Origin of the sequence: Hymenobacter sediminicola (assembly GCF_014250515.1) — a bacterium.
Taxonomy (GTDB): Bacteria; Bacteroidota; Bacteroidia; order Cytophagales; family Hymenobacteraceae; genus Hymenobacter; species Hymenobacter sediminicola.
Window position 1 is genome coordinate 1,151,716 of the sequence record NZ_CP060202.1, and the last position, 21,629, is coordinate 1,173,344.

Annotated in this window: 16 protein-coding genes; 13 read left to right on the forward strand and 3 right to left on the reverse strand. The window is 58.4% G+C overall.

Going from position 1 to position 21,629, the window contains the following annotated elements:
- Nucleotides 1-30: 30 nt before the first annotated feature.
- Nucleotides 31-2,937 (reverse strand): putative LPS assembly protein LptD, encoded by a 2,907-nt coding sequence (locus tag H4317_RS04965; RefSeq protein ID WP_185889045.1) that lies wholly within the window; start codon nucleotides 2,935-2,937, stop codon nucleotides 31-33.
- A gap of 181 nt (nucleotides 2,938-3,118) precedes the next feature.
- Between H4317_RS04965 and H4317_RS04970 the strand changes: the two genes are divergently transcribed.
- The 7 genes from H4317_RS04970 (at nucleotide 3,119) to H4317_RS05000 (ending at nucleotide 11,391) form a co-directional block, all read left to right on the forward strand.
- Nucleotides 3,119-3,832 carry an N-acetylmuramoyl-L-alanine amidase family protein gene (locus H4317_RS04970; protein WP_185889944.1) on the forward strand — a complete coding sequence of 238 codons (714 nt, stop codon included), beginning with the start codon at nucleotides 3,119-3,121 and terminating at the stop codon, nucleotides 3,830-3,832.
- 64 nt (nucleotides 3,833-3,896) lie between these two features.
- On the forward strand, nucleotides 3,897-4,901 hold the full coding sequence (locus H4317_RS04975) for an MlaD family protein (protein ID WP_185889046.1): 1,005 nt from the start codon (nucleotides 3,897-3,899) through the stop codon (nucleotides 4,899-4,901).
- Between the two features lie 124 nt (nucleotides 4,902-5,025).
- Nucleotides 5,026-6,654: an acyl-CoA carboxylase subunit beta gene (locus H4317_RS04980; protein ID WP_185889945.1), complete on the forward strand. Its 1,629-nt coding sequence runs from the start codon at nucleotides 5,026-5,028 to the stop codon at nucleotides 6,652-6,654.
- A 23-nt stretch (nucleotides 6,655-6,677) separates the two neighbouring features.
- Nucleotides 6,678-7,253, forward strand: a complete 576-nt coding sequence (locus H4317_RS04985; RefSeq protein ID WP_185889047.1) for a hypothetical protein — start codon at nucleotides 6,678-6,680, stop codon at nucleotides 7,251-7,253.
- A 515-nt stretch (nucleotides 7,254-7,768) separates the two neighbouring features.
- The gene (locus H4317_RS04990) at nucleotides 7,769-8,341 is read left to right on the forward strand and encodes a DUF1572 domain-containing protein (protein WP_185889048.1); all 573 of its coding nucleotides are present in this window, start codon (nucleotides 7,769-7,771) and stop codon (nucleotides 8,339-8,341) included.
- 250 nt (nucleotides 8,342-8,591) lie between these two features.
- On the forward strand, nucleotides 8,592-10,319 hold the full coding sequence (gene poxB, locus H4317_RS04995; RefSeq protein ID WP_185889049.1) for a ubiquinone-dependent pyruvate dehydrogenase: 1,728 nt from the start codon (nucleotides 8,592-8,594) through the stop codon (nucleotides 10,317-10,319).
- A gap of 196 nt (nucleotides 10,320-10,515) precedes the next feature.
- Nucleotides 10,516-11,391 (forward strand): transglutaminase-like domain-containing protein, encoded by an 876-nt coding sequence (locus H4317_RS05000; protein ID WP_185889050.1) that lies wholly within the window; start codon nucleotides 10,516-10,518, stop codon nucleotides 11,389-11,391.
- An 83-nt stretch (nucleotides 11,392-11,474) separates the two neighbouring features.
- Here the strand turns inward: H4317_RS05000 and H4317_RS05005 are convergent, their stop codons facing one another.
- Nucleotides 11,475-12,083 carry a redoxin domain-containing protein gene (locus H4317_RS05005; RefSeq protein WP_185889051.1) on the reverse strand — a complete coding sequence of 203 codons (609 nt, stop codon included), beginning with the start codon at nucleotides 12,081-12,083 and terminating at the stop codon, nucleotides 11,475-11,477.
- 82 nt (nucleotides 12,084-12,165) lie between these two features.
- Nucleotides 12,166-12,822 (reverse strand): 4'-phosphopantetheinyl transferase superfamily protein, encoded by a 657-nt coding sequence (locus tag H4317_RS05010; protein WP_185889052.1) that lies wholly within the window; start codon nucleotides 12,820-12,822, stop codon nucleotides 12,166-12,168.
- A gap of 170 nt (nucleotides 12,823-12,992) precedes the next feature.
- Here H4317_RS05010 and H4317_RS05015 point away from each other — a divergent pair, with 170 nt between their 5' ends.
- The 6 genes from H4317_RS05015 to H4317_RS05040 all read left to right on the forward strand — a co-directional run bounded on the left by H4317_RS05015 (nucleotide 12,993) and on the right by H4317_RS05040 (nucleotide 21,627).
- The gene (locus H4317_RS05015; protein ID WP_185889053.1) at nucleotides 12,993-13,919 is read left to right on the forward strand and encodes a WD40 repeat domain-containing protein; all 927 of its coding nucleotides are present in this window, start codon (nucleotides 12,993-12,995) and stop codon (nucleotides 13,917-13,919) included.
- Nucleotides 13,920-14,055: 136 nt separating this feature from the next.
- The gene (locus H4317_RS05020; RefSeq protein ID WP_185889054.1) at nucleotides 14,056-15,090 is read left to right on the forward strand and encodes a DivIVA domain-containing protein; all 1,035 of its coding nucleotides are present in this window, start codon (nucleotides 14,056-14,058) and stop codon (nucleotides 15,088-15,090) included.
- Between the two features lie 144 nt (nucleotides 15,091-15,234).
- Nucleotides 15,235-15,615 (forward strand): dihydroneopterin aldolase, encoded by a 381-nt coding sequence (gene folB, locus H4317_RS05025; protein ID WP_185889055.1) that lies wholly within the window; start codon nucleotides 15,235-15,237, stop codon nucleotides 15,613-15,615.
- Between the two features lie 171 nt (nucleotides 15,616-15,786).
- On the forward strand, nucleotides 15,787-16,197 hold the full coding sequence (locus H4317_RS05030; protein ID WP_185889056.1) for a BlaI/MecI/CopY family transcriptional regulator: 411 nt from the start codon (nucleotides 15,787-15,789) through the stop codon (nucleotides 16,195-16,197).
- On the forward strand, nucleotides 16,197-18,779 hold the full coding sequence (locus H4317_RS05035; protein WP_185889057.1) for a M56 family metallopeptidase: 2,583 nt from the start codon (nucleotides 16,197-16,199) through the stop codon (nucleotides 18,777-18,779). The genes H4317_RS05030 and H4317_RS05035 overlap by 1 nt, the downstream gene beginning before the upstream one ends.
- A 259-nt stretch (nucleotides 18,780-19,038) precedes the next feature.
- Nucleotides 19,039-21,627: a DUF5916 domain-containing protein gene (locus H4317_RS05040; RefSeq protein WP_185889058.1), complete on the forward strand. Its 2,589-nt coding sequence runs from the start codon at nucleotides 19,039-19,041 to the stop codon at nucleotides 21,625-21,627.
- The last annotated feature ends 2 nt before the right edge of the window (nucleotides 21,628-21,629 follow it).

The following is a 21,629-nucleotide window of genomic DNA, read 5'->3' on the forward strand; positions in this document are numbered from 1 at the left end:
ATGACGCGCGCCATGTATTGCTGCTACCGGCTAGTAGTTCAGGAACGTGCGGTTACGGTTCAGCTTCAGGTCTTGCAGCAGCGACGATTTGGCGGCAATAGTGATGAAATACCCCTGGCCGTAGCCACGGAATGGCCGCCAGTTGCCCGTAATCTGCCAGCAGTGCAGGTCGCGGTAAATGTCGAGCGAAGTGAAGGCCGGAGTTTTGTTGATGAAGTCGTAGTTGGTGGTGTAGCCGATGCGCAGGTTGTTGGTCAGTTTCACGGAGCCGCCCAGGTTAAGCGAAGCCGACGTGAAAGCCCGGGGGCGGGTGTAGAGGATGGTAGTGGGCCGCACGCCGGGGTCGGCATAGAGCATGGAGAAGCCGGTGGTCATTTCCCAAGGCAGCTCAAAATCCACATAATCCTCGTACGGATTAATCGGGTTCGGATTGCCTAGAGCCGGGTCGTTGACGGGAGCCACGGCACGCGGCACGTTGGATTTCTTGTTCGGCTTCGCGGCCGGGTTGAACTGGTAGTTCATCTGCAGCGAAGCCGTAGTGAGGCGGGCCAGTCGGCGGCTATCCTGCTCAAATAGATATTTATCAATTGCAACGCCGGAAGTGTCGCGCTGATAGAAGTCAAATGAGGCGCTCATTGTGATGCTGAGCTTCTTGGCAACCTGCGTCCGGAAAGAAGCGGACAGAGGTGTAAGTTTCAGCGAGTCTGCCAGAAAATTGTAGCCAAAGCCGAAATCCAGTCCATCAATTAGACTGACTTTGTTGAAAGGAGTGGTGCCTGTAGTGTCGTTGCTGTTCCGCACCTTCATTTCCACGGCATTCTGCAACGAGAAGCTAATTTGGCTCTGGCGCTGCCCGGCAGGTGCGCCATACAGAAAGCCCTCATAGCGGGAAAAGATACGCGTGTCGATGACCCGGCCTGACGCGTCTCGGATGGAGCCCAGCGGCAGGTTGAGAGACTGGTAATAGTTGGGGTTGCGGGAGGGCGCAAACTGGTAGCTGATGTTGGGCGTAAGCTTGTGGCGTATTGCCTGAAACTTGCGGGTGCCTTTGCGCACCAGTGTGCCATAGATGCTGGTGCCTAGATTGAGCCCACCAGAATAGCTGGAAAGCCGGTTGAAGCTGGCGACAGTATCAATACGAATGGCCTGCGCGGCAGAGTTGTAGCTGTAGTCAAGCTTCTTGAAGTACCACAACTCGTTATAGCTGATAGAAGGCGTCAGGTTCAAATGTTTCAGGAAGTTGATGCTGCCCAACTGAATCTGAAAGTCATGGCGCAGGCCGGTTTGTGAGTTGCGAAGCAGCTTTGAAATGTTGTCGAGTTTAATAGGAATGACGCTACTGGTAGTAGTGCCACCTAAAAGGGGAATACCGGCAAGCTGCCGTGCGTTTTGCGTGTTCGTGACGGTATTCTGGCCCGTGAGCGAATAGGAGAAGGAAAGCTGCTCGTAGTAGCGGCCACGTGGCGTGATGCCCAGCCACTGGTACGGATACTGCCGCGCCACCTGCACGCTCACATCGGGCAGAATGAAGCTCATGGTGCCAGTGCCCGTGTTCTGGGTCTGGCTCAGGTTGAGAGAGTAGTTGATGGGCGCGTTGCGCAGTTGTTTGCTGTAGCTGATGCTACTGGAAAAAGCCGGCGTGAGGTAGCGCCGCACGTCGTAGGAGTTCTGCTGGTTGTAGTCGGTGCTGCCGGCACTTACGCTGGCCGAGAAACGCCCGCCACCGGGCCGGGGCGTGGGCGAGTGGTTCCAGCGTAGCCACATGGTTTGGGGCTTGCGAGGCTGTCGGAAGTTGTTGGTAGCACTCACGCCATCCTGCTGCAGAATCTGGTTGGCCGGGCGCGACGAAAACTCGAAGCTGAGCAGGCCATTGTAGCGGTAGCGTTTCAGGTACTGCATTTCGGCCATACCGCGCCAACCACCAAACTGTTGCTCGTTTCCGGAGTATATGTCGCCGGTTACCCGCAGCCCGATATTGTCGTTGGCGGCCCAGTAGTAGCCCCCGTTGCGCAGGAAAAAACCCCGGTCTGTCGATTGGCCGAAGGTGGGGATGATGAGGCCCGAAGCCCGGCTCTTGCTGGGAGAAGGGAAATAGCCGAACAGAAAGCCCAGCGGGGTAGGAATGTCGCTGATAACCAGATTAAACGGTCCGGTTACTACTTTCTCCCCCGGAATCACCTTCATCTTGCTGGCATTGATGTAGAAGTGCGGGTGCTCCAGGTTGCAGGTAGTGTAGCGCCCGTTGCGCCCAAATATTTCGTTGAACTGGTTTTTCTTGATGACTTCAGCGTGCACGTAGCCTTCGCCCTGTTGGGTGACGGCATCGGCAATCTTGCCTTTTTTGCTCTTGAAGTTGTAGTTGATTCGGCCCGCCTGGTAGGTTTCGGCGCCGTTCTTGAACACCGGACGGCCCCGGGTTTTGCCCGTCGAGTCCTGCGTTCCTTCGGCCGTGAGTAGGTTGTTGCTGTAGTCTACCGTAATCAGGTTGGCCTTCAGGTTCATCTCGCCGTAGTCCACGGTGGCGGCATCGTAGAGAATGGCCTTCTTTTCGCCCACTATAAACCGGATGGAGTCTTTGGCGGCGTATTTCACAGTAGTTTCTACACTGCCTTTGCGGCCACCAGCGGCTACGTTTAGAGAATCGGGTGAGCCGCCAGGAGCGCGGCGCACCAGGCCGCTGGTATCGGCGGCAGTGCCGCTACGGGGGCGCTGCAGGCCGGAGCGGGCCGTATCGGCGCGCAGAATCTGGGCCGGGCGGCGCACATCGGCCGGAACGGACGTAGCTGGCTGGCGGGTGGGGGTGGGCACCTGGGCGAAAGCGGGTGCCGCTAGCAGCCATAACAGAGCCAGCAGCGCAACTGCGGGCCGGCAAACCGGCAAGCTAAACTGTGGCCAGAACATAATCGTATAGTCAGGGAAGGGCTCAGGTGCGGCCACGTAGTTTTATTCGTTTATTTTGTGGCGGTTTGCAAAGGTAGCGCGTCGCTGCCCATCACTAACGAAGTCTGTGCGGAATATTGTCGCCTTGTGTGCGGTGGGGCTGGTCTGTTTTTCCGGCGCACCAGCTGCCCGGGTGCCGGAATCTTCGGCACCCCATCCTGAATTCTCGTCTAAGCCGCTGGCCTACCGCCTGCGTACCGTGGTGCTCGATGCCGGGCATGGCGGCAAAGACCGGGGCTGCGCTGGCGTAAAAGCCCGCGAAGCCGATGTGGCGCTGAAAATCATTCTGGCGCTTGGCCGGCAGATTGAAGAGAACATGCCGGACGTAAAGGTTGTATACACCCGCAAAACCGATGTGTTTGTGGAGCTGGCCGACCGGGCAGGTATCGCCAATAAGCACAACGCCGACCTGTTCATCTCCGTCCACTGCAATGCCAGCAGCCCGGCGGCCAATGGCACCGAGGTATGGACGATGGGGCCGCACAAAACCGACGCCAACCTGGCCGTAGCCAAGCGCGAAAATTCCGTTATTCTGCAGGAAGACAACTATAAAGAGCAGTACAACGGCTTCGACCCAACTTCGCCACAGAGCCATATTCTGTTTTCGCTCTACCAAAGTGCGCACATCGTCAACAGTATTCGGTTTGCGCAGAAAGTGGATAAGCAGTTCCGGACCACGGTGGGGCGGCCTTCGCGCGGCGTGAAACAGGCCGGCTTTCTGGTGCTCTGGAAATCCACGATGCCCTCGGTGCTGATTGAGTCCGGCTTCCTGACCAACCGGCAGGAAGAGGCGTATCTGAACGATAAGGCCAATCAGACGTATATGGCCTCGGGCATCTACCGGGCTTTCCGCGACTATAAGAACGAGTTGGAAGCCATGAACGGGGAATAACCCGTTGGGAAGCCATCCTGGCAGCCGGTCCTCTCCTATATTTCACCTCCAACGATAGACCACCGTGTCGAAAGAAATTAAAGTGGCCCTGTTGGGCATTGTGGCCATAGTGTTGCTATATCTCGGGTTTAACTTCCTGAAAGGCAGCAACCTGCTATCCTCAGACCGTACGTACTTCGCCACATATGACAACGTGGACGGCCTGACCATCGGCAATCCGGTCATCCTGAACGGTATCAAGGTGGGGCAGGTGAAGGAAATGAAACTGATGCCAGAGCAGGCCAACCGCGTGCGCGTGTCGCTGGAGATGCAGAAGGACGTGGTGGTGGGCGACTCGACCGTGGCCAGCCTGAGTGGTTCGCTGCTGGGCTCCAAAACCATTACCCTGTTTCTGGGCAAAAACTCAAAAGTGTATGATGGCGGCGAAGACCTGAAATCTTACACCGTGGCCAGCATTACCGACGCGTTTCAGGCCAAGGCGCTGCCCGTGCTCGGCACCGTCGATTCGACGCTGATTAAGGTAAACAGCTTCCTGAATAAGGACGCCCGCCTGAGCTTACAGGCTACACTGCAAAACGCCCAGGGCAGCACTGAAGCGCTGAAAAACCTGCTGATTATGAATCAGCGCAACATCAACGAAATAACGACCAACATGGCGCGCCTTACGGCTGACTTGAACAAGACCAGCGCCAAGTTCGACCGGATTGCCAGCAACTTCTCTACTCTCAGCGACTCGCTCAAGAATGCCCCGGTAGGTCCTGCCATGCGCAAGCTCAACGCCACCATGACCGAAGCGCAAAGCACCATGACCACGCTCAACCGCTCCCTCAGCGACCAGAAAGGCTCCCTGGGCAAGCTCATGAACGACACGCTGCTCTATAACAATCTCAACGCCACGGCTGCCAGCACCAACACGCTGCTCACCGATTTTCAGGCTAACCCCAAGCGCTACGTGCATTTCTCGGTGTTCGGGGGCGGCAAGGACAAAGCCAAGAAAGAAGTAGAAACCACCACCGTGAAGCCCAATGGTACCGTCACGGAAACCGAAACCAAGACGACAATAAAGTAGGGTGCTCCCACAAACGGCAATCCTCTTACCTTTGAATCCGCCCCGCGAGGGGCGGATTTTTTGTTGCCCCTCTGTCATTCATCAGTTCAGAATGACAGCCTTCTGCCTCCCCAATTCCCACCAGATGAACCTCGAATTCAACAAAAACGAAGACAGCATTAAGCAACTCAACTTTCAGCTAAAAAAGCGGCTGGAAAAAGTGCAGCTCGGCGGCGGCGAGAAGCGCATTGCGGCGCACAAAGCCAAAGGCAAGCTCACGGCTCGGGAGCGTATTGAGTACCTGCTCGACAAGGACTCGGAAACCGTGGAAATCGGGGCGTTTGCGGGGGAGGGGATGTACCAGGAGGAAGGCGGCTGCCCCGGCGGCGGTGTGGTAGTGGTCATTGGCTGGGTGCAGGGCCGGCAGTGCGTGGTAGTCGCCAACGACGCCACCGTGAAGGCCGGCGCCTGGTTCCCGATTACGGCCAAGAAGAACCTGCGGGCCCAGGAAATCAGCATCGAAAACAAGCTGCCCATTATTTATCTAGTCGATTCGGCGGGCGTGTACCTGCCCATGCAGGACGAAATCTTCCCCGATAAGGAGCACTTCGGCCGCATCTTCCGCAACAACGCTGTGATGAGCAGCATGGGCATCGTGCAGCTGGCCGCCATCATGGGCCCGTGCGTGGCCGGCGGGGCCTACCTGCCGATCATGAGCGACGAGGCCATGATTGTGGACGGCACCGGCTCGGTGTTCCTGGCGGGGTCCTACTTGGTGAAGTCGGCCATCGGCGAATCCATCGACAACGAGACGCTGGGCGGCGCTACCACGCACTCCGAAATTTCGGGCGTCACGGACTACAAGTTTGCCACCGACGAGGAGTGCCTGGAGCACATCCGCAACATCTTCGACAAGCTGGGCGGCCACGCCACAGCCGGCTTCTCGCGCAAAACGCCCGCCGCCCCTAAGGAAAACCCGGCCGAAATCCTGGGCCTATTGCCCGCCGACCGCGCCAAGCCCTACGACATGATGGACATCATCAAGCGGCTGGTCGATGATTCGGAGTTTGAGCCTTACAAGGACCTCTACGGCCAGACGCTGCTCTGTGGCCTCGCCCGCATCGATGGCTGGGCCGTGGGCATCGTGGCCAACCAGCGCAAAATCGTGAAGACCAAGAAGGGCGCTATGCAGATGGGCGGCGTCATCTACTCCGACTCGGCCGACAAGGCGGCGCGCTTCATCATGAACTGCAACCAGAAGCGCATCCCGCTGGTGTTCCTGCACGACGTGTCGGGCTTCATGGTGGGCTCGCAGAGTGAGCACGGCGGCATCATCAAGGACGGCGCCAAGATGGTGAATGCCATGGCCAACTCCGTGGTGCCCAAGTTCTCGGTGGTCATTGGCAACAGCTACGGCGCCGGCAACTACGCCATGTGCGGCAAAGCTTACGACCCGCGCCTCATCGTGGCCTGGCCTACGGCCCAGCTGGCCGTGATGAGCGGGGCCGCCGCTGCCAACACGCTCCTCCAGATTCAGGTAGCCTCGCTGAAAGCCAAAGGCGAAGTCATCACGCCCGAAGCCGAGAAGGAGCTGCTGGACCGCATCAAAGCCCGCTACGACGAGCAGCTCTCGCCCTACTACGCCGCGGCCCGCCTCTGGGTGGATGCCATTATCGACCCGCTGGAAACCCGCAAAGTCATTTCCCAGGGCATCAGCATGGCCAACCACGCGCCCATTGAAAAGGCGTACAACGTGGGCGTAATTCAGGTATGAGTGGCCTAAGAAATTAAAGCCTGATGATAACCATCGACCAATCCCAGTTCCTTACGAACCTGCGGTCAACTCAAGCTTATTGTCAACATCAGCTAGAGCAGAAAGAAAAAGTTGAATGGACTGGGTTGCGAAGCACGATTAATCCGGTTTGTAAGGACGGTGAATGGTTCGCTCATATGCCGGGTCCCATTGATGAGAAGCCAATTCCTTGGGCTGAATGGAACAAGAAATCGGACCCTTATCTGCATGATTCTTTTGTCACACTATTCTGTAGGCAACTTGAATTCAAAAATACTGTGTCCGGCAAACTGAGTTATAGTGATGTTTTTCGGGGGAAAATACTTGTCGTAGAGCATGGGCAAAACATACCTGATGGTGCTACTGAGCCAGAAACGAGTGGATTTTTTGATGAATGGGATTTGCCTCCAATCGATACGTGGTTTTATAACACATACAGTGAGCCTAATGGAGGGATTCTCTTCGCATGGATTCCCGAAAAATTTGTTGAGTTAACTGATAAAGCCATCGATATTCAATTTCTGAATATTCTCCACTGGTTTGAAAAACCGAGTAGTTGGAATGAATCGGTCATTATTTAGCATCAGTTCTCAAAAACCCTCTACTTTCTGACTGACCGGCTGCAACGGGGCAGGTAAAATCACCGCCGCCTACGCACTGCTGTCGGGGCTGCCGCGAATCCGTGAATGCCGATGAAATTGTGTGGGGCTTCGTATCGTTTCAGCCCGAGACGGTGAGCATGCAGGCCTGAACGGTGTAGAGACGCGTAGTCGCGTCTCGTCGTTGAACGACCGGCACCGCGCCCGTTAAACAACCTCAGCAACGACGAGACGCTATAACTCGGTCCGCCGCTACCACTTGGTACGGCGGGCCGTTGCGTTTGCGGGCGGGCCAGTTCCGGTGAGAAAGAGGCCGGATACGATTACATTGGAGCTCATTCCCATGGGAAGTGGCCGGATATATTTATTTTCAAGCACTTCCCCACAGGAAGTGTCTGGATACAATTGTTTCGGAGCACTTCCGCAGTGGAAGTGCCCGGATGCAGTTGTTTTTGCTCACTTCTTACCGGTAACTGTAGCCGCTGGCTTCTTTCCTCATGGATACCGACTACCTCACCAGCGCCCGCAAGCAGTTTGAATACTACAAGCTGCTCGGCGACCAGACCTTTGCCCAACTGCCCGACGAGGCCCTGTTTTGGCAGCCCAACGCCGAAAGCAACAGCGTGGCCACCATCGTGAAGCATTTGTGGGGCAACATGCTTTCCCGCTGGACCGACTTCCTGACCACCGACGGCGAGAAGCCCTGGCGGCAGCGCGAGGCTGAGTTCGACAACGACCTGGGCACCCGGGCCGAGGTGCTGGCGCGCTGGGAAGCGGGCTGGAGCTGCTTGCTGGCGGCGCTTGACTCGCTTACTCCTAACAACTGGGACCAGCCGGTGTACATCCGCAATCAGGGGCACACCGTCACGGAGGCCATCAACCGGCAGCTGGCGCACTACCCGTACCACGTGGGGCAGATTGTGTATATCGGGAAGCTGGTGCAGGCGGGGCAATGGCAGTCGTTGTCGATTCCGCGCGGAAATTCAGCCGCTTACAACGCCGAGAAGTTTGCGCAGGAGCCGCACCGGGCGCATTTCACCGACGAATATCTGGGACCACCCAAGCAATAGCAGTATACCTGTCTTCGGCAGTTATGGTCGCTGCCACAACAAAAAAAGTCCCGGCCACCCGCCGGGACTTTCTGCGCCAGCAACTGCTACCCACCCATGTTCGTGTAGCACTTTACTTGCCCCAAAGGTCTGGCTGGCGCATGACCTACGTGTTGCCGGTAGATTATGCTTGTATGAGGCCCTTGGTGGCGGTGCGCGTCGTCCGTACCGGTAGTAGGATCGTATAGCCTTCGGACTTAACCTGAAGACGATGGCGAAGAAGACCGTTTCTGAAATAGTAGTAGATACCCTTGTGGCGGCCGGCGTCACACGGGTGTATGGCGTGGTGGGCGACTCGCTCAACGGCATCACCGAAGAAATCCGGAAGCGGGACGGCATTGAGTGGATACACGTGCGCAACGAAGAAGCCGGCGCGTTTGCGGCCGGCGCCGAAGCGCACCTGACGGGCACGCTGGCCGTGTGTGCCGGTAGCTGTGGCCCCGGCAACACGCACCTGCTCAACGGCCTTTACGACTGCCACCGCAGCCGCGTGCCGGTGCTGGCCATTGCGGCCCAGATTCCGAGCATCGAAATCGGGACGCAGTATTTCCAGGAAACCCACCCCGAAAACACGTTTAAGGAGTGTAGCGCCTACTGTGAGCTGATTGGTATAGCCGACCAGGCCGTGCGCACTACTGAAATAGCCATCCAGACTGCCCTGACGCAGCGCGGCGTGGCCGTGCTAGTCATTCCCGGCGACATTAGCCACGAAAAAGCCGAAGCTCCAGCGCCGCGCCTGCCCGTACTCCGCAGCCGCCCCACGTTGGTGCCCGCCATCGAAGACCTGCGGGCCGCTGCCGACTTGCTCAACACCTGTTCCCGCGTCACGATTATGGCCGGGGCAGGCTGCGCCGGTGCCCACCCCGAGCTGCTGCAGGTGGCCGAAATACTGGGCGCGCCCGTGGTGCATGCCCTGCGCGGCAAAGAATACGTGGAGCCAAACAACCCGTATGATGTGGGCATGAGCGGCCTGCTGGGCTTCACCTCCGGCTACCATGCCCTGATGGACGCCGACGCCCTGCTCATGCTGGGCACCGACTTCCCGTACACCCAGTTTCTGCCGCAGGAAGCCCGCAATGTGCAGATTGATGTGCGGGGTGAGCACATTGGCCGGCGGGCCCGCATCGAAGTAGGGCTGGTCGGTGACGTGGCGGCCACTCTTCAAGCGCTGCTGCCGCTGCTCAACCACAAGCGCGACCGGGCTCATTTGGAGAAGGCACAGGAAAACTACCGCGAGGCCCGTCAGGACCTAGACGAGCTAGCCACCGGCGAGGCCGGCGACACCAGTATGCACCCGCAGTACGTGGCCCGGTTGCTGAACGAGCAGGCCGCCGAAGACGCCATTTTCACCTGCGACGTGGGCACACCCACTATCTGGGCAGCGCGCTACCTGCGCTTCAACGGCAAGCGCCGCCTGATTGGCTCCTTTAACCACGGCAGCATGGCCAATGCCATGCCCCAAGCGCTGGGCGCGCAGCTCACATATCCGGGCCGGCAGGTAGTAGCCCTAGCTGGCGACGGAGGCTTTGCTATGCTGATGGGCGAACTGCTGACGCTGAAACAGCTGAAAACGCCCGTCAAAATCGTCATCTTCAACAACAACAGCCTCGGGTTTGTAGAGCTGGAAATGAAGGCGGCCGGCATTCTGGAATACGGCACCGAGCTGGAAAACCCCAACTTCGCGGCCCTCGCTGAAGCGGCCGGTGTGCGCGGCATCCGAGTAGCAGACCCCGCCGACCTGCCCCAGGCCATTGCCGACATGCTGGCCCACCCCGGCCCCGTGATTCTGGATGCCGTGGTGAAGCGTGCCGAGCTGTCGATGCCGCCCACCATTGAGGCGGCCCAGGTCAAAGGCTTCAGTCTCTACACCCTGAAAGCCATCATGAGCGGCCGCGGCGACGAAATTCTGGAACTGGCCAAAACGAATCTGCTGCGGTAGCGAAGCTTCGCTTCTGACCGTCATTCCTCTGCTTCGGCTCTGTCTATACTCGGAATGACGGTTCAGAGGTATTGCAGATGTGGCATTTGAACAATCTGGCCTGCTAAACGTGTTAGTTTTGGGCAACCGGGGCCGGGAAACCGTGTCGGTTGCTTTTATTTGCTGAACCTGACCTCCGTACGAAGCACCTCTTCTCTTGACCAACAAAGAAATCAAAGCCCTTATCTCCCTGCTCGACGACCCAGAAGTCGCGCCGCAGATTCAGGAGAGAATCCAGACGCTGGGCGAGAGTATCATTCCGTTTCTGGAAGAATCGTGGGAAGAAACCCTGGACCCGCAGCAGCAGCAGCGCCTCGAAGACCTGATTCACCATCTGCAGTTTGAGGGGTTGCAGCAGCGCCTGCGCGTGTGGCGCGACTCGGGCGGCGAAAACCTGCTGGAAGGCATGTGGCTGCTGAACTCGTTTCAGTACCCCGATGCTGATTTGCAGAGCCTCAACCGCGCCATTGAGCAGCTGCGCTTCGAAGTCTGGACGCTGCTACGCCCCGAAATGCTGCCCACCGAGCAGGTGCAGGTGCTCAACCATGTGTTGTTTCGGGCGCATAAGTTTGCGGCCAACACCCAGAATTTCCACTCACCGGCTAACTCTATGCTGCACCGGGTGCTGGAAACCCGGCGTGGCAATCCGCTCACGCTGTGCGTGATTTATCTGTTGGTGGCCCAGCGCCTCAAGCTGCCCGTATTCGGCGTGAACCTGCCCAACCTGTTTGTGCTGACGTACCGCCCCGAAACTCCGCTGATTGAGTCCTTCTACATCAATTGCTACAACCGCGGACTCATTCTGACCCGCACCGACATCGAGCACTACATCGCGCAGCTCAACCTGACCTCCAACGACATTTTCTACGAGCCCTGCTCGCACCTCGACATTCTGCGGCGGGCCCTGCGCAACCTGCAACTTAGTTTCGAGAAGCTGCAGGAACCCGCTAAAGCGGCTGAAGTGGCTCAATTGCTGACTATCCTCACCAACGAAGAGCAGCCTGCCACCGACGCTCCTGAAGGCGAAGAATAAGCGAATCATCTAACGTCAAACGGCCTTCCCACTGTGCAGTAGGAAGGCCGTTTGACGTTAGATGATTCGGAATGACAGGCGGCTTAGTTACGCTTGATGAGGCAGCCGGCGCCGCGCTTGTCTGCTACGCCAGCCGGTCGGCCGGCCAGCACGTTGTCGAGGGCCTGCTGCAGGTAGCGTTCCTTCACGTCGCCTTCCACCAGCGGGTTGTCGTCGATGGCTCCTTTATAGCGCACCGCAAAACCATCGGCGGCAGGTTGCAGCAATACCACTTCGGGCGTTTTGGTGGCGCCCAGCAGGCTGCTCACTTTTTGGCCTTCGTCGGTGAGCAAGGGTAGGTCGGCGGTGGCTTTGATTTTCAGCTTCTCGGCCTCGCCTAAGTCGGTGCTGGCTTCGAGGTTGATGGGCGCATTGATGAACATGAACTGCACACCCCGGCCATTGTACTGCGAGCTAAGCGCCGCCAAGCGGTTCTGGTACAGCTTGGAGTAAGCACAGCTTGGGTTCAGAAACACCACCACTACGGCTTTGCTACCAGTATAGCTTTTCAAGGCCACATCAGCGTTGGCGCTGTTTTTCAGGCTGAAGTCGCTCACGGTGCGGCTACCCTGGGCACGGGCCACGCCCACAGCGGCTACCGTGCAAAACAGCAGCGCCGCAGCGGCAATGATGGAAATTCGGCGAAGAGACATAGGAGGCGAAATGGTGAGTTGGTAAGCTGGTGGCTGTGTTGGATACGTGCTTGTCCGGCAAAACGTCAGACTCAGGGCCTTTCTAGCCACCTGTTTCACTGATGGTGTAAGTTAGGATGTAATCGGGAGCTGGGCGCTGATAATGGATCTGGTGTTGGCTGCGGAAGTTTTCTAGGAGCAGGTGCCCCGTCAACACACCTGCCTCCCGCAACCCAAACGGGTCGAGCACAATTTGCTCCTTAAACACCAGGCCCCGGCGGCTATGCAGCTTGTAGAGTGTTTCTTTGGCACTCCAGTATAAGCTGTGCTTCACTGCTTCGCTGCCGGCGTCGGCCCGTTCGGCTTCCGATAGAAACCGCGGCGCCAACTTTTGCGCTTTGGGTCTTACCAATTCAATATCTGTGCCAACGGCTGCGCCCCGCGCTACCACAGCTGCCACCCACTCGCCGGAGTGCGACAACGACACGCCCAATTCTGGCAGCTGCTCGAAGAACGGACGGCCATTAGCGTCGTTGCTGAGGGTAGCTGGTATATCGGTCAGCTCCTGTAGCAGGCGGTGGGCCAGCACGCGGCCCGCCAGCCACTGGCGGGTGCGGGTTTCGTCGCGGCCATAGGGGAAGCGGGCGGTGTAGTGCAGCAAGTCCGGCAGCAGAGGCCACAGTGCCTCAATTGGCTCCGTGAGCTGCCACAGGCCCAGCAACGCCTGGCTGGAAATAGGAGAGAGGGAATGAAGCGGCAAAGCCAGAGTCGGTAGTGTGTATGGATAAAGGTAGCGCGCTGCCGGCGCTTGCGCCGAACTTGAGAGGGGTAAAGCAAACAGTTTTGGATAAACACACGGCCTGAATAAGATTCTTCCCAAGCGGCGCACAGCAGCTACTGCTACCTTTGCCGCTCTAGATTTATTTTTCCATGCCCTTCCTCCACCGCCCGCAGGTTCAGAAGCTCGCCGCCCTTACCGGCCACCTCGATTGTGTGTATGCCCTGGCCGGCACGTCCGGCGCCGATACGTTCTACTCAGCCGGCGCCGATGGCATGGTGGCTGTCTGGCACACTGATGAGGCTGCGCAGGATGGCGCGTTGGTGGCGAAAGTGGAAAACTCAGTGTACGCGCTGCGGCACCTGCCCGACCGAAATCTGCTCGTCATCGGCCACAACTTTCAGGGAATTCAGGCAATTGATCTGGCCGAGAAAAAGCTGGTATTTGCCACCGCGCTACCGCCGGCCGCCATCTTCGACATGGTGTATTCCGAAGCCAGGCAGCGCCTATACGTGGCCCTCGGCGACGGAACGCTTGCCATACTCCGGGCTACTGATTTCAAGGTGGAAAGCCTACTGAAGCTCTCCGACAAAAGCCTGCGCTGCCTGGCGCTGCACGAGGAGCGGGGCGAGCTGGCCGTAGGCGGCTCCGACTGGCGCCTGCGCCTTCTGGATGCCGATTCGTTGGAGCTGAAACAGGAGTGGGAAGGCGGTACTAACTCCATCTTCACGGCGGGCTATTCGCCTGATGGCCGCTACCTACTCACGGCCGGCCGCGACGCCCACCTGCGCTCCTGGGATGTGGCCGCTGGCTACGCGGAACACCGCAGCATTGTGGCGCATCTGTTCACCATCAACCACCTCGCTTTTAGCCCCGATGGCGCTCTGCTGGCTACCTGCAGCATGGACAAAAGCATCAAGCTCTGGGATGCCGAAACCCTGGCCCTTCTGCGGGTGGTAGACAAGGCGCGGCACGCCGGGCACGGCACCTCCGTGAATAAGTTGTTTTGGCCGGGACGACAGAATAGGCTAGTTTCGTGTAGCGACGACCGGAGCCTGGCCGTTTGGGAGCTGACCTGAGCAGAAGCGCAGCAGCAGCGGCATTAGAGCCACACAAGAATCCGGCGCGAGCCACTACGCAGTTGCCGCTGTCTGTTTAACTGCCTGCCTTTCCTTGTTCCAGCTTCCGGCTCCTCACCTTTAGCTACCCATGCCCATGAAAATCACCGCCCTCGATATCCGCCAGAAGACCTTTGAAAAAGCCTTTCGGGGGCTCGACAAAGACGAAGTGCAGGCGTTTCTGCTCACTCTCTCGCAGCAGTGGGAGCGGATGGGTGACGAAAACCGCGAGCTGCGCGTGAAACTGGACCACGCCACCCAGGACGTGAGCAAGATGCGCGAGGTAGAAACCAGCCTATACCGTACTCTTAAAACGGCCGAGGACACCGGCAACAGCATCACGGAGCAGGCCCAGCGCGACGCCGAGCTGCGCATCCGGGAGGCGCAGCTGAAAGCCGAGCAGCTGCTGGCCGATGCCCGCCAGAAAGCCCGCGCCGTAGTGGAAGATGCCTATCAGCAGGCTGAAAAAACGGTGGCTGAGATGCAGAAGGAGGTCAGTGGCCTGGGGCAGGAGTGTCAGCGCCTCGAAGCCCAGCTCGACGGCCTCGTGCGCGACCTGCACCACTTGGCCTCCGATGCGCTGGACAAAGTGGAGAAAGCCAAGGCCCGGCCCAAAGCCAGCACGGCGGCCATCCTTTCGCGGGCAGCCAGCGTAAAGGTGAATCGACAGTCTTCCGATTCACCCGAAACCAATGCTCCTATGTTTGTCAATACAACTTCCACTTCATCGGTAGCGGCAGTAGCTGGTGCTTCGGCTGCTTCGTTTGGCGGCTCGGCCGCATCCGCCGCGCCTGAACCTAAAGTTGCGGCAACCCAGCCCAGCGGCTACAACCCTAAGCCCGGCCAGCAGCCCGACCCCGGCGCCCCTGCTCATGCCCCCGGCCCCGAGATTGAGCGGCCCGGTGCTCCAGCCGAAAATCCTGGTATTTCGCCTGCTCCCCACATCGACCCGCCAGCGCCGTCGCAGGTGCCTGAGCCAGATGCCCCCCGTGTAGAGCCGCCAGCTCCTGATATCCGGCCAGTAGGCCCTAGCCACCCCGAAATCAATCAGCCTTCGCCCGTTACGCATCCTGGCCAGCCAGGTATGGCGGTAGCAGCACCCGCCGAGAAGTCTTTCTTCGATGAAATCTAGCTCTGGTTTTTCCTGCTCCATGAAACCCAGCAGTTAACCAGCTTACCTGAAAGCCTGCCTTCTAAGGCAGGCTTTTTCGTTTTTTGCGGTTGGGCCGTATGCCACGGCTACCGATATACCTCACCAAGTTTACTACTACAGCGTATGGGCCAGATTGCACTGGAAGGAATGGAGTTTTTTGCGTTTCACGGCTATTACGACGAAGAGCAGAAAATCGGAAACAAGTACGGTGTTGACCTCTATATCCGGACGGACCTGCACGCAGCCGGCGCCTCCGACAAGCTGCATGAAACGGTAAACTACGAGGTGCTTTACCGCGTGGTGGCGGAGGAAATGGCAGCTCCTGCGCGCCTGCTCGAACACCTTGGCCACCGTGTGCTAGACCGGGTTCTGATTGAGTTTCCGCATGTGCGTTCCGTAAAAGTGAGCGTATCAAAATTCAACCCGCCGCTGGGAGGTATCTGCCACCGAGCCCGCGTCACGCTGACACGGCGCCGAAATGACAGTGACACTCACCAGGAGTAGGGTTTTTTAGATAGTGTATTGATAATCATATAAAAAGCTGGCTTTTAAAGTCAGCTTTTTTACATTTGTACAAGTCTTACGAAAAAAATCGTAGATAAAATTTGCTTCTACGATAAGCTTCGTATATGTTTGACATACGAATCAATTCGTAACACGGCTAAGCCTTCAATCATGAGTAAGAAACCCATTCCCAAGCCTACCGATTCGGAGCTGGAGATTTTGCAGGTACTGTGGCAGCACGGCCCTAGCACGGTCCGGTTCGTGAACGACCAATTGAGCCAGAAGCGTGATGTTGGCTACACCACCACGCTCAAGATTCTGCAGCTCATGCTCGACAAAACGCTCGTGCTACGCGAAGATGATGCCCGCACCCATATCTACCGGGCGGCGGTGCGGGAGGAAGAAACGCAGGGCCTGCTGCTCGACCGGTTTGTGGAATCTGCCTTTGGGGGCTCGGCCATGAAACTGGTGATGCAGGCGTTGGGCAGCGGCACTACGTCGCGGGAGGAGTTGGCGCAGATTCGCAGCCTGCTCAATGACATTGAAAATCAGCAGGACGACACTTCAAAAGCAAACAACTAATGAACTGGCTCGAACAAGTACTTTCTCCCGCGCTGGTACGTGCGCTGGGCTGGACGCTGGTCCACTCACTCTGGCAAGGGGCTGTAGTAGCGCTGGCGCTGGCTGGGCTACTGCTGTTGCTGCGCCGCCACCGCGCCTCAGTGCGCTACAACGTATCGGCAGTAGCACTGGTCGTAATGCTGGGGCTGGCAGCCGTTACGTTCGCGCGGCACTACTACGCCGCCCGTACGGTGGTGGCATCTGCTACCATCAGCGAGGTTGACACCATCGCAGGGAGTACATTGGAACTGGCCGCGGCTCCGGCCGCAACTGCCCCGGCCGGCCCTCTGCAGGCTTGGCTCAACTACTTCGACCAAAACCTGCCGATACTGGTAGCGGTATGGCTGTTGGGCCTGCTGGCCATGACCCTGCGCCTGCTGGGTGGGCTGGCGTATGTGCAGCGCCTGCGCCACTATCGTGTGCAGCCCTTGGCAGAGGAGTGGCAGCAGCGGCTGGCAAGCATTGCCGCCCGTGCTGGCCTGGAGCGCCCTGTTGCTCTGTTGGAATCGGCGCTGGTGAAGGCCCCGTTAGTAGTCGGGCATCTGCGCCCCGTGATTCTGCTGCCGCTAGGTACCGCTACGGGCCTGAGCCAGACGTATCTGGAAGCCATTCTGGCTCACGAACTGGCCCACGTAGCACGCCGCGACTACCTCATGAACCTGCTGCAGGCCATTGCGGAGACCCTCTTCTTCTATCATCCTGCTGTGTGGTTCCTGTCGGCGTGCCTACGCACAGAGCGCGAAAACTGCTGCGACGACGACGCTACTGCGCTGGTAGGTGGCAACCCATTGACACTGGCCCGCGCGCTGGCAGCCCTTGCCGAGCGGAGCCTGGAGCCGCAGGTAGCGCCGCGCCTGGCCATGTCGGCCATGGGGCCGAGTGGCTCGCTGCTGGGCCGCATCCGGCGGCTGGTGCAGGGGCGTGGTACGCCTACTTTCACCGAAGGCTTCATGGCTGCCTGTGTAGTGCTGGCTGGTATGGTGTTGCTAAGCACCGCCGTGGCCCTCGCCGATCCGCAGCCGGCGGCAGAACCCACTAGTATGGAAGGCTCCCTGCAGCGCTTACCGTTTCTGACCGAAGAAGACACTACACGCAAAACTTCCACAGCAACCGCTGCGGCTCAGGCTGCCCCGGAAACGGTGCCAGCCGTTCCGCTGCTGCCCAAATCACCAGTGGTGGTGGAAGAAGAAACAGCAGTGGTAGCGCCACTAGCTGATGACGATAAGAAGCGCAAAGCTAAAAACAGCCGTACCGAGCGGGTTGTGATAGTGAACCAAAACGGTCCGCGGCGTGGTGGCCCCGGCACAGTGGTTATCGAGAAGGATAAAAAGGGCCGGCTGACGGACCTCTACGTGAATGGCCGCCGTGTAGAAGAGGCAACTGCCGACTCGAAAAAGAAAGGCAAGAAGACGGAGACCCGCACCGAAGTAATTCGGGTGGCGCCCGACAGCTGGAGCCGTGGCGCTGATGCCGGTTCCTTCAATTTCGGCGACGATTTTGCCCGTAGTTTCCGCTTCGAGGGAGCCCCGGGCCTGTCGAAGCAGGATGTGGAGCGAATCCGCCGCGACGTGCGGGTGCAGGTAGATGCTGCCCGCCGCCAGAGCAACCGCAACTACAACTTCGAGTTTCGCAACGAAGGCGGTGGCCGCGAGTCGTATGGCGACATCGAGCGTCGGGCCCTGGAGCAGGCTGAGCAAGGCCTGCGCGAAGCGGAGCGCAATGCCAAAACTGAAGTGGAGCGCACCCATATCCGGGAAGAACGGGAACGGGTAACGGAGCGCCGCATGGAGCTGCGCGAACGAATGGAAGATTCCCGTCGGGACGCAGAAGAGGCCCGCCAGGAAGCTATGCGTGATGCTGAGGAGGCCCGGCGCGATATGGAGGAAGCCCACCGGGATATGGAAGCAGCCCACCGCGACATGGAAGTAGCTCACCGCGACGCTTCTGCAGCACGCCGCGAGGCTGCCAAAAGCGGAGTGGTGCGGGAAGCCTTGGTAGCAGAAATGCTGCGCGACAAGCTGATTACAGACCGCCGCAACTTTACCTTTTCGCTACGCAGCAACTCGCTCACGGTGAATGGGAAAAAGCAGCCTGCCGCCGTGCTCAATAAGTACCTCAAACTGTATGAGCAGCGCAAAGGCCAGAAACTGAGCAGCACCGGAGGCTTCACCGTGAATGAGTCATCGAGCAGCAACACTTCCATGAGCAGCTCCGACATGCCTCCGCCACCTCCACCTCCTGGCGCGCCCGCTCCAATGCCCCCGCGGCCGCCCCGCGCGCCCCGGGCACCATTGGCGCTGCCTGCCCCTCCGGCTCCGCCCCGCGTCGATTCCGGCCGGATTCGGGAGGAGTTGCGCAAGGACGGTCTGATCGGCAAAGATGTGAAGAGTTTTCAATTTCAGCTCAACGACAGCGGATTACGCGTAAACGGCCAGCCGCAGTCGGCAGAAATGACAGAAAAATATCGGAAGCTGCTGGATGTGCCGGCCAGCACCAACGGTAGCAAAACCAACCGCAATATTCAGATTTCAGTGAGTGAGTAAAGTGCCGAAAAACCTACCGGCCGCCGCTGCAACGGCGGCCGGTTTTATTTTATCGAAAACAAATATTCAGGTTGAGCAACGGTTGTAACCCGCGCTGCATCTATTAGCCCAATCAGCCCCGAAATACCCTCTGGCTGACTGCTTCCTTCTGGTCACGTTTGTGCCGTTTATTCCCCGTTCCGGCTGGCGTGCGTCTGCTTATTCTTTCCACCGTTTGGTACACGTTTCCTCCCGTCGTTTTGTCGTGATGCGCCCCCATTTGCTCTTTTTTCTCCTGCTGGCTAGCCTGTGGCTGCTGGCTTCTCCGGCTTTTGCGCAGGAGCCGGCGCCGGCTGTTTCCGCCACTACGGTAGCTACCACCCTGGCCCCCAAAAAGCAGTTGCAGGCCGTGCGCATCACAGAAAGCATTAAGCTGGACGGACAGCTGGACGAGGCTGCATGGCAGCAGGCGCCCATTGCCACCAAGTTCATTCAGAACCGCCCTAACCCTGGCCCGCCCGAGAAGCACGCCACCGAAGTGCGCATCCTCTACGATGACGCCAACCTCTACATCGGGGCCGTGATGCACGACATCAGTGCCGATTCTATTCTGCGGGAGCTGACCCCGCGCGACAATTTCGGCAACACCGATTTCATCGGCATCTTCCTCGATACCTACCAAGACAAGCTCAACGGCTACGGCTTTTTCGTGACGACCGGCGGCGTGCAGATGGACTGCCGCTATTCGCCGGCCGGCGGCGAGGATTTTAACTGGAATGCCGTCTGGGACTCGCGCACGGCTATCAAAGGCACCGACTGGATTGCGGAAATGCGGATTCCGTACTCGGCCATCCGCTTCAGCAACCAGCCCGAGCAGCAGTGGGGCCTGAACTTTATGCGCCAACGCAAAAAGGAAAACCAGGCGTTTTTCTGGAATGAGGTGAAACCCGCCATTGATGGCTTCGTGAACCAATGGGGCGTGCTGCAGGGCGTTCGCGACATCAAACCTCCACTACGCCTTTCGCTCACGCCCTACGTGTCGAGCTACGTCAACCACAATCCGCTCAATGAGGCCGGCACGCGCCGTACTACTACCAGCTTCAATGGCGGGGCCGACATCAAGTGGGGTATCAATGAAAGCTTTACACTCGATGCCACGCTCGTGCCCGACTTTGGGCAGGTGCAGAGCGACAACCAAGTGCTCAACCTCTCGCCGTTTGAGGTGCAGTTCAACGAGAACCGGCAGTTCTTCACCGAAGGCACTGAGCTTTTCAATAAAGGCAACCTGTTCTACTCGCGGCGAGTGGGCGCTACACCCATCGGCTTCTACGATGTGACACTGGCCGACAACGAGCAACTGGTGCGCAACCCCTCCGATACGCGCCTGCTGAATGCCACCAAAGTTTCGGGCCGGACCAGCAAGGGGCTGGGCGTAGGTATATTCAATGCACTGAGCAACGATGTATACGCTACAGTGCGCCACACCGAAACGGGCCAGGAGCGCGAGGTATTGACGCAGCCGTTCAGCAACTACAACATCGTTGTGCTCGACCAGAGCCTGAAAAACAACTCATACGTTTCGCTCATCAACACTAACGTTACGCGCGCCGGCCAGACCTATGATGCCAACGTGACGGGCGGCCTGTTTCGCTTTGCCAACAAAAAGAACTCCTATGCCGTGGATGGCCGGCTGGTGTATTCGCGCCGCCGCGGCAACGTGTTCGGGAAGCAGGACCAGATTGACGACCAAAACGGCTACAAATATTTGGTTGGCATCGGCAAAATCAGCGGGGCCTTCACGTGGGGCTTCAACCAGGGTATCGAGTCGAATACCTACAATCCCAACGACCTGGGTATTCTGTTCGGCAACAACAATATTTCCCAGAGTTTCTACGCCAACTACAACAAGTACAAGCCGTTCTGGAAGGTCAATAACCTCTACACGTGGGGCAATATCACGCACACACTGCTCTACAAGCCCACCCGCTACCAGGATTTCAACATCTCGGCGGGCATGAACACCACGTTCACCAAAAGCTTCCTTAGCGCGGGCTTCAACGTAAACTTCGACCCGGCCAAAAACGACTTCTACGAGCCGCGGATCCAACCGCTGGGCACCTACTATGTGCGCGTGCCCGGCAGCACCAACGTGGGCGGCTACTTCTCCACCGACTACCGCAAAAAACTTGCCTGGGACGCCAACGGTGGGGTTCGGGTGTACGGGGAAGATGCGCGGCTGGACCGTTCCGGCCGGGTTGGCTACGGCCTGAGCATTTCGCCGCGCTACCGCGTGAACAACAAGCTCAACTTCCGCTACAGCCTCGACTGGAATATGAGCCGCAACCAAATTGGCTTCGTGAATGGCGGCCTCGATTCTGGCGAACCGCTCGACACGGCGGTCATCCGCACCCTGGGTGGCGACGCGCTGCTCGGCCGTGACCCGGTAGATGTGCTGCTGGGCCGCCGCCAGGTTGTGACGGTAGCGAGTGTGGTATCGGGGGCGTATACGTTCAATAACCGCATGTCCTTGACGCTGCGCCTGCGCCACTACACCAGCAACGTCCGCTATAAGGATTTCACCCACCTACGTCCCGGAGGCGAGGAAACTCGCATAGACTACACCCGCAACCGCGACAACACCTACAACGCCTTCAACATTGATGCTGTGTATTCGTGGTGGTTTGCGCCTGGCTCGCAGGTAAGCATCGTCTGGAAGAATGCCGGCACCAATTTCCTGCAGGCCAACGAAGCCACGCCGCTTTACTTCAACAACCTCAACAACACCATCAATACTCCGCACAACAACTCAGTGTCGGTCAAAATCCTCTACTACCTCGACTACCTGGCGCTACGCCCGAAACGGGTGTAGCG

Excerpts from the sequence above, each read along its gene's own strand:
- poxB (WP_185889049.1), top strand. The coding sequence starts at position 8,592 with ATGGCGAAGAAGACCGTTTCTGAAATAGTAGTAGATACCCTTGTGGCG.
- H4317_RS04980 (WP_185889945.1), top strand. The coding sequence starts at position 5,026 with ATGAACCTCGAATTCAACAAAAACGAAGACAGCATTAAGCAACTCAAC.
- H4317_RS05005 (WP_185889051.1), bottom strand. The coding sequence starts at position 12,083 with ATGTCTCTTCGCCGAATTTCCATCATTGCCGCTGCGGCGCTGCTGTTT.
- H4317_RS04990 (WP_185889048.1), top strand. The coding sequence starts at position 7,769 with ATGGATACCGACTACCTCACCAGCGCCCGCAAGCAGTTTGAATACTAC.
- H4317_RS05035 (WP_185889057.1), top strand. The coding sequence starts at position 16,197 with ATGAACTGGCTCGAACAAGTACTTTCTCCCGCGCTGGTACGTGCGCTG.
- H4317_RS05030 (WP_185889056.1), top strand. The coding sequence starts at position 15,787 with ATGAGTAAGAAACCCATTCCCAAGCCTACCGATTCGGAGCTGGAGATT.
- folB (WP_185889055.1), top strand. The coding sequence starts at position 15,235 with ATGGGCCAGATTGCACTGGAAGGAATGGAGTTTTTTGCGTTTCACGGC.
- H4317_RS05020 (WP_185889054.1), top strand. The coding sequence starts at position 14,056 with ATGAAAATCACCGCCCTCGATATCCGCCAGAAGACCTTTGAAAAAGCC.
- H4317_RS05015 (WP_185889053.1), top strand. The coding sequence starts at position 12,993 with ATGCCCTTCCTCCACCGCCCGCAGGTTCAGAAGCTCGCCGCCCTTACC.
- H4317_RS04985 (WP_185889047.1), top strand. The coding sequence starts at position 6,678 with ATGATAACCATCGACCAATCCCAGTTCCTTACGAACCTGCGGTCAACT.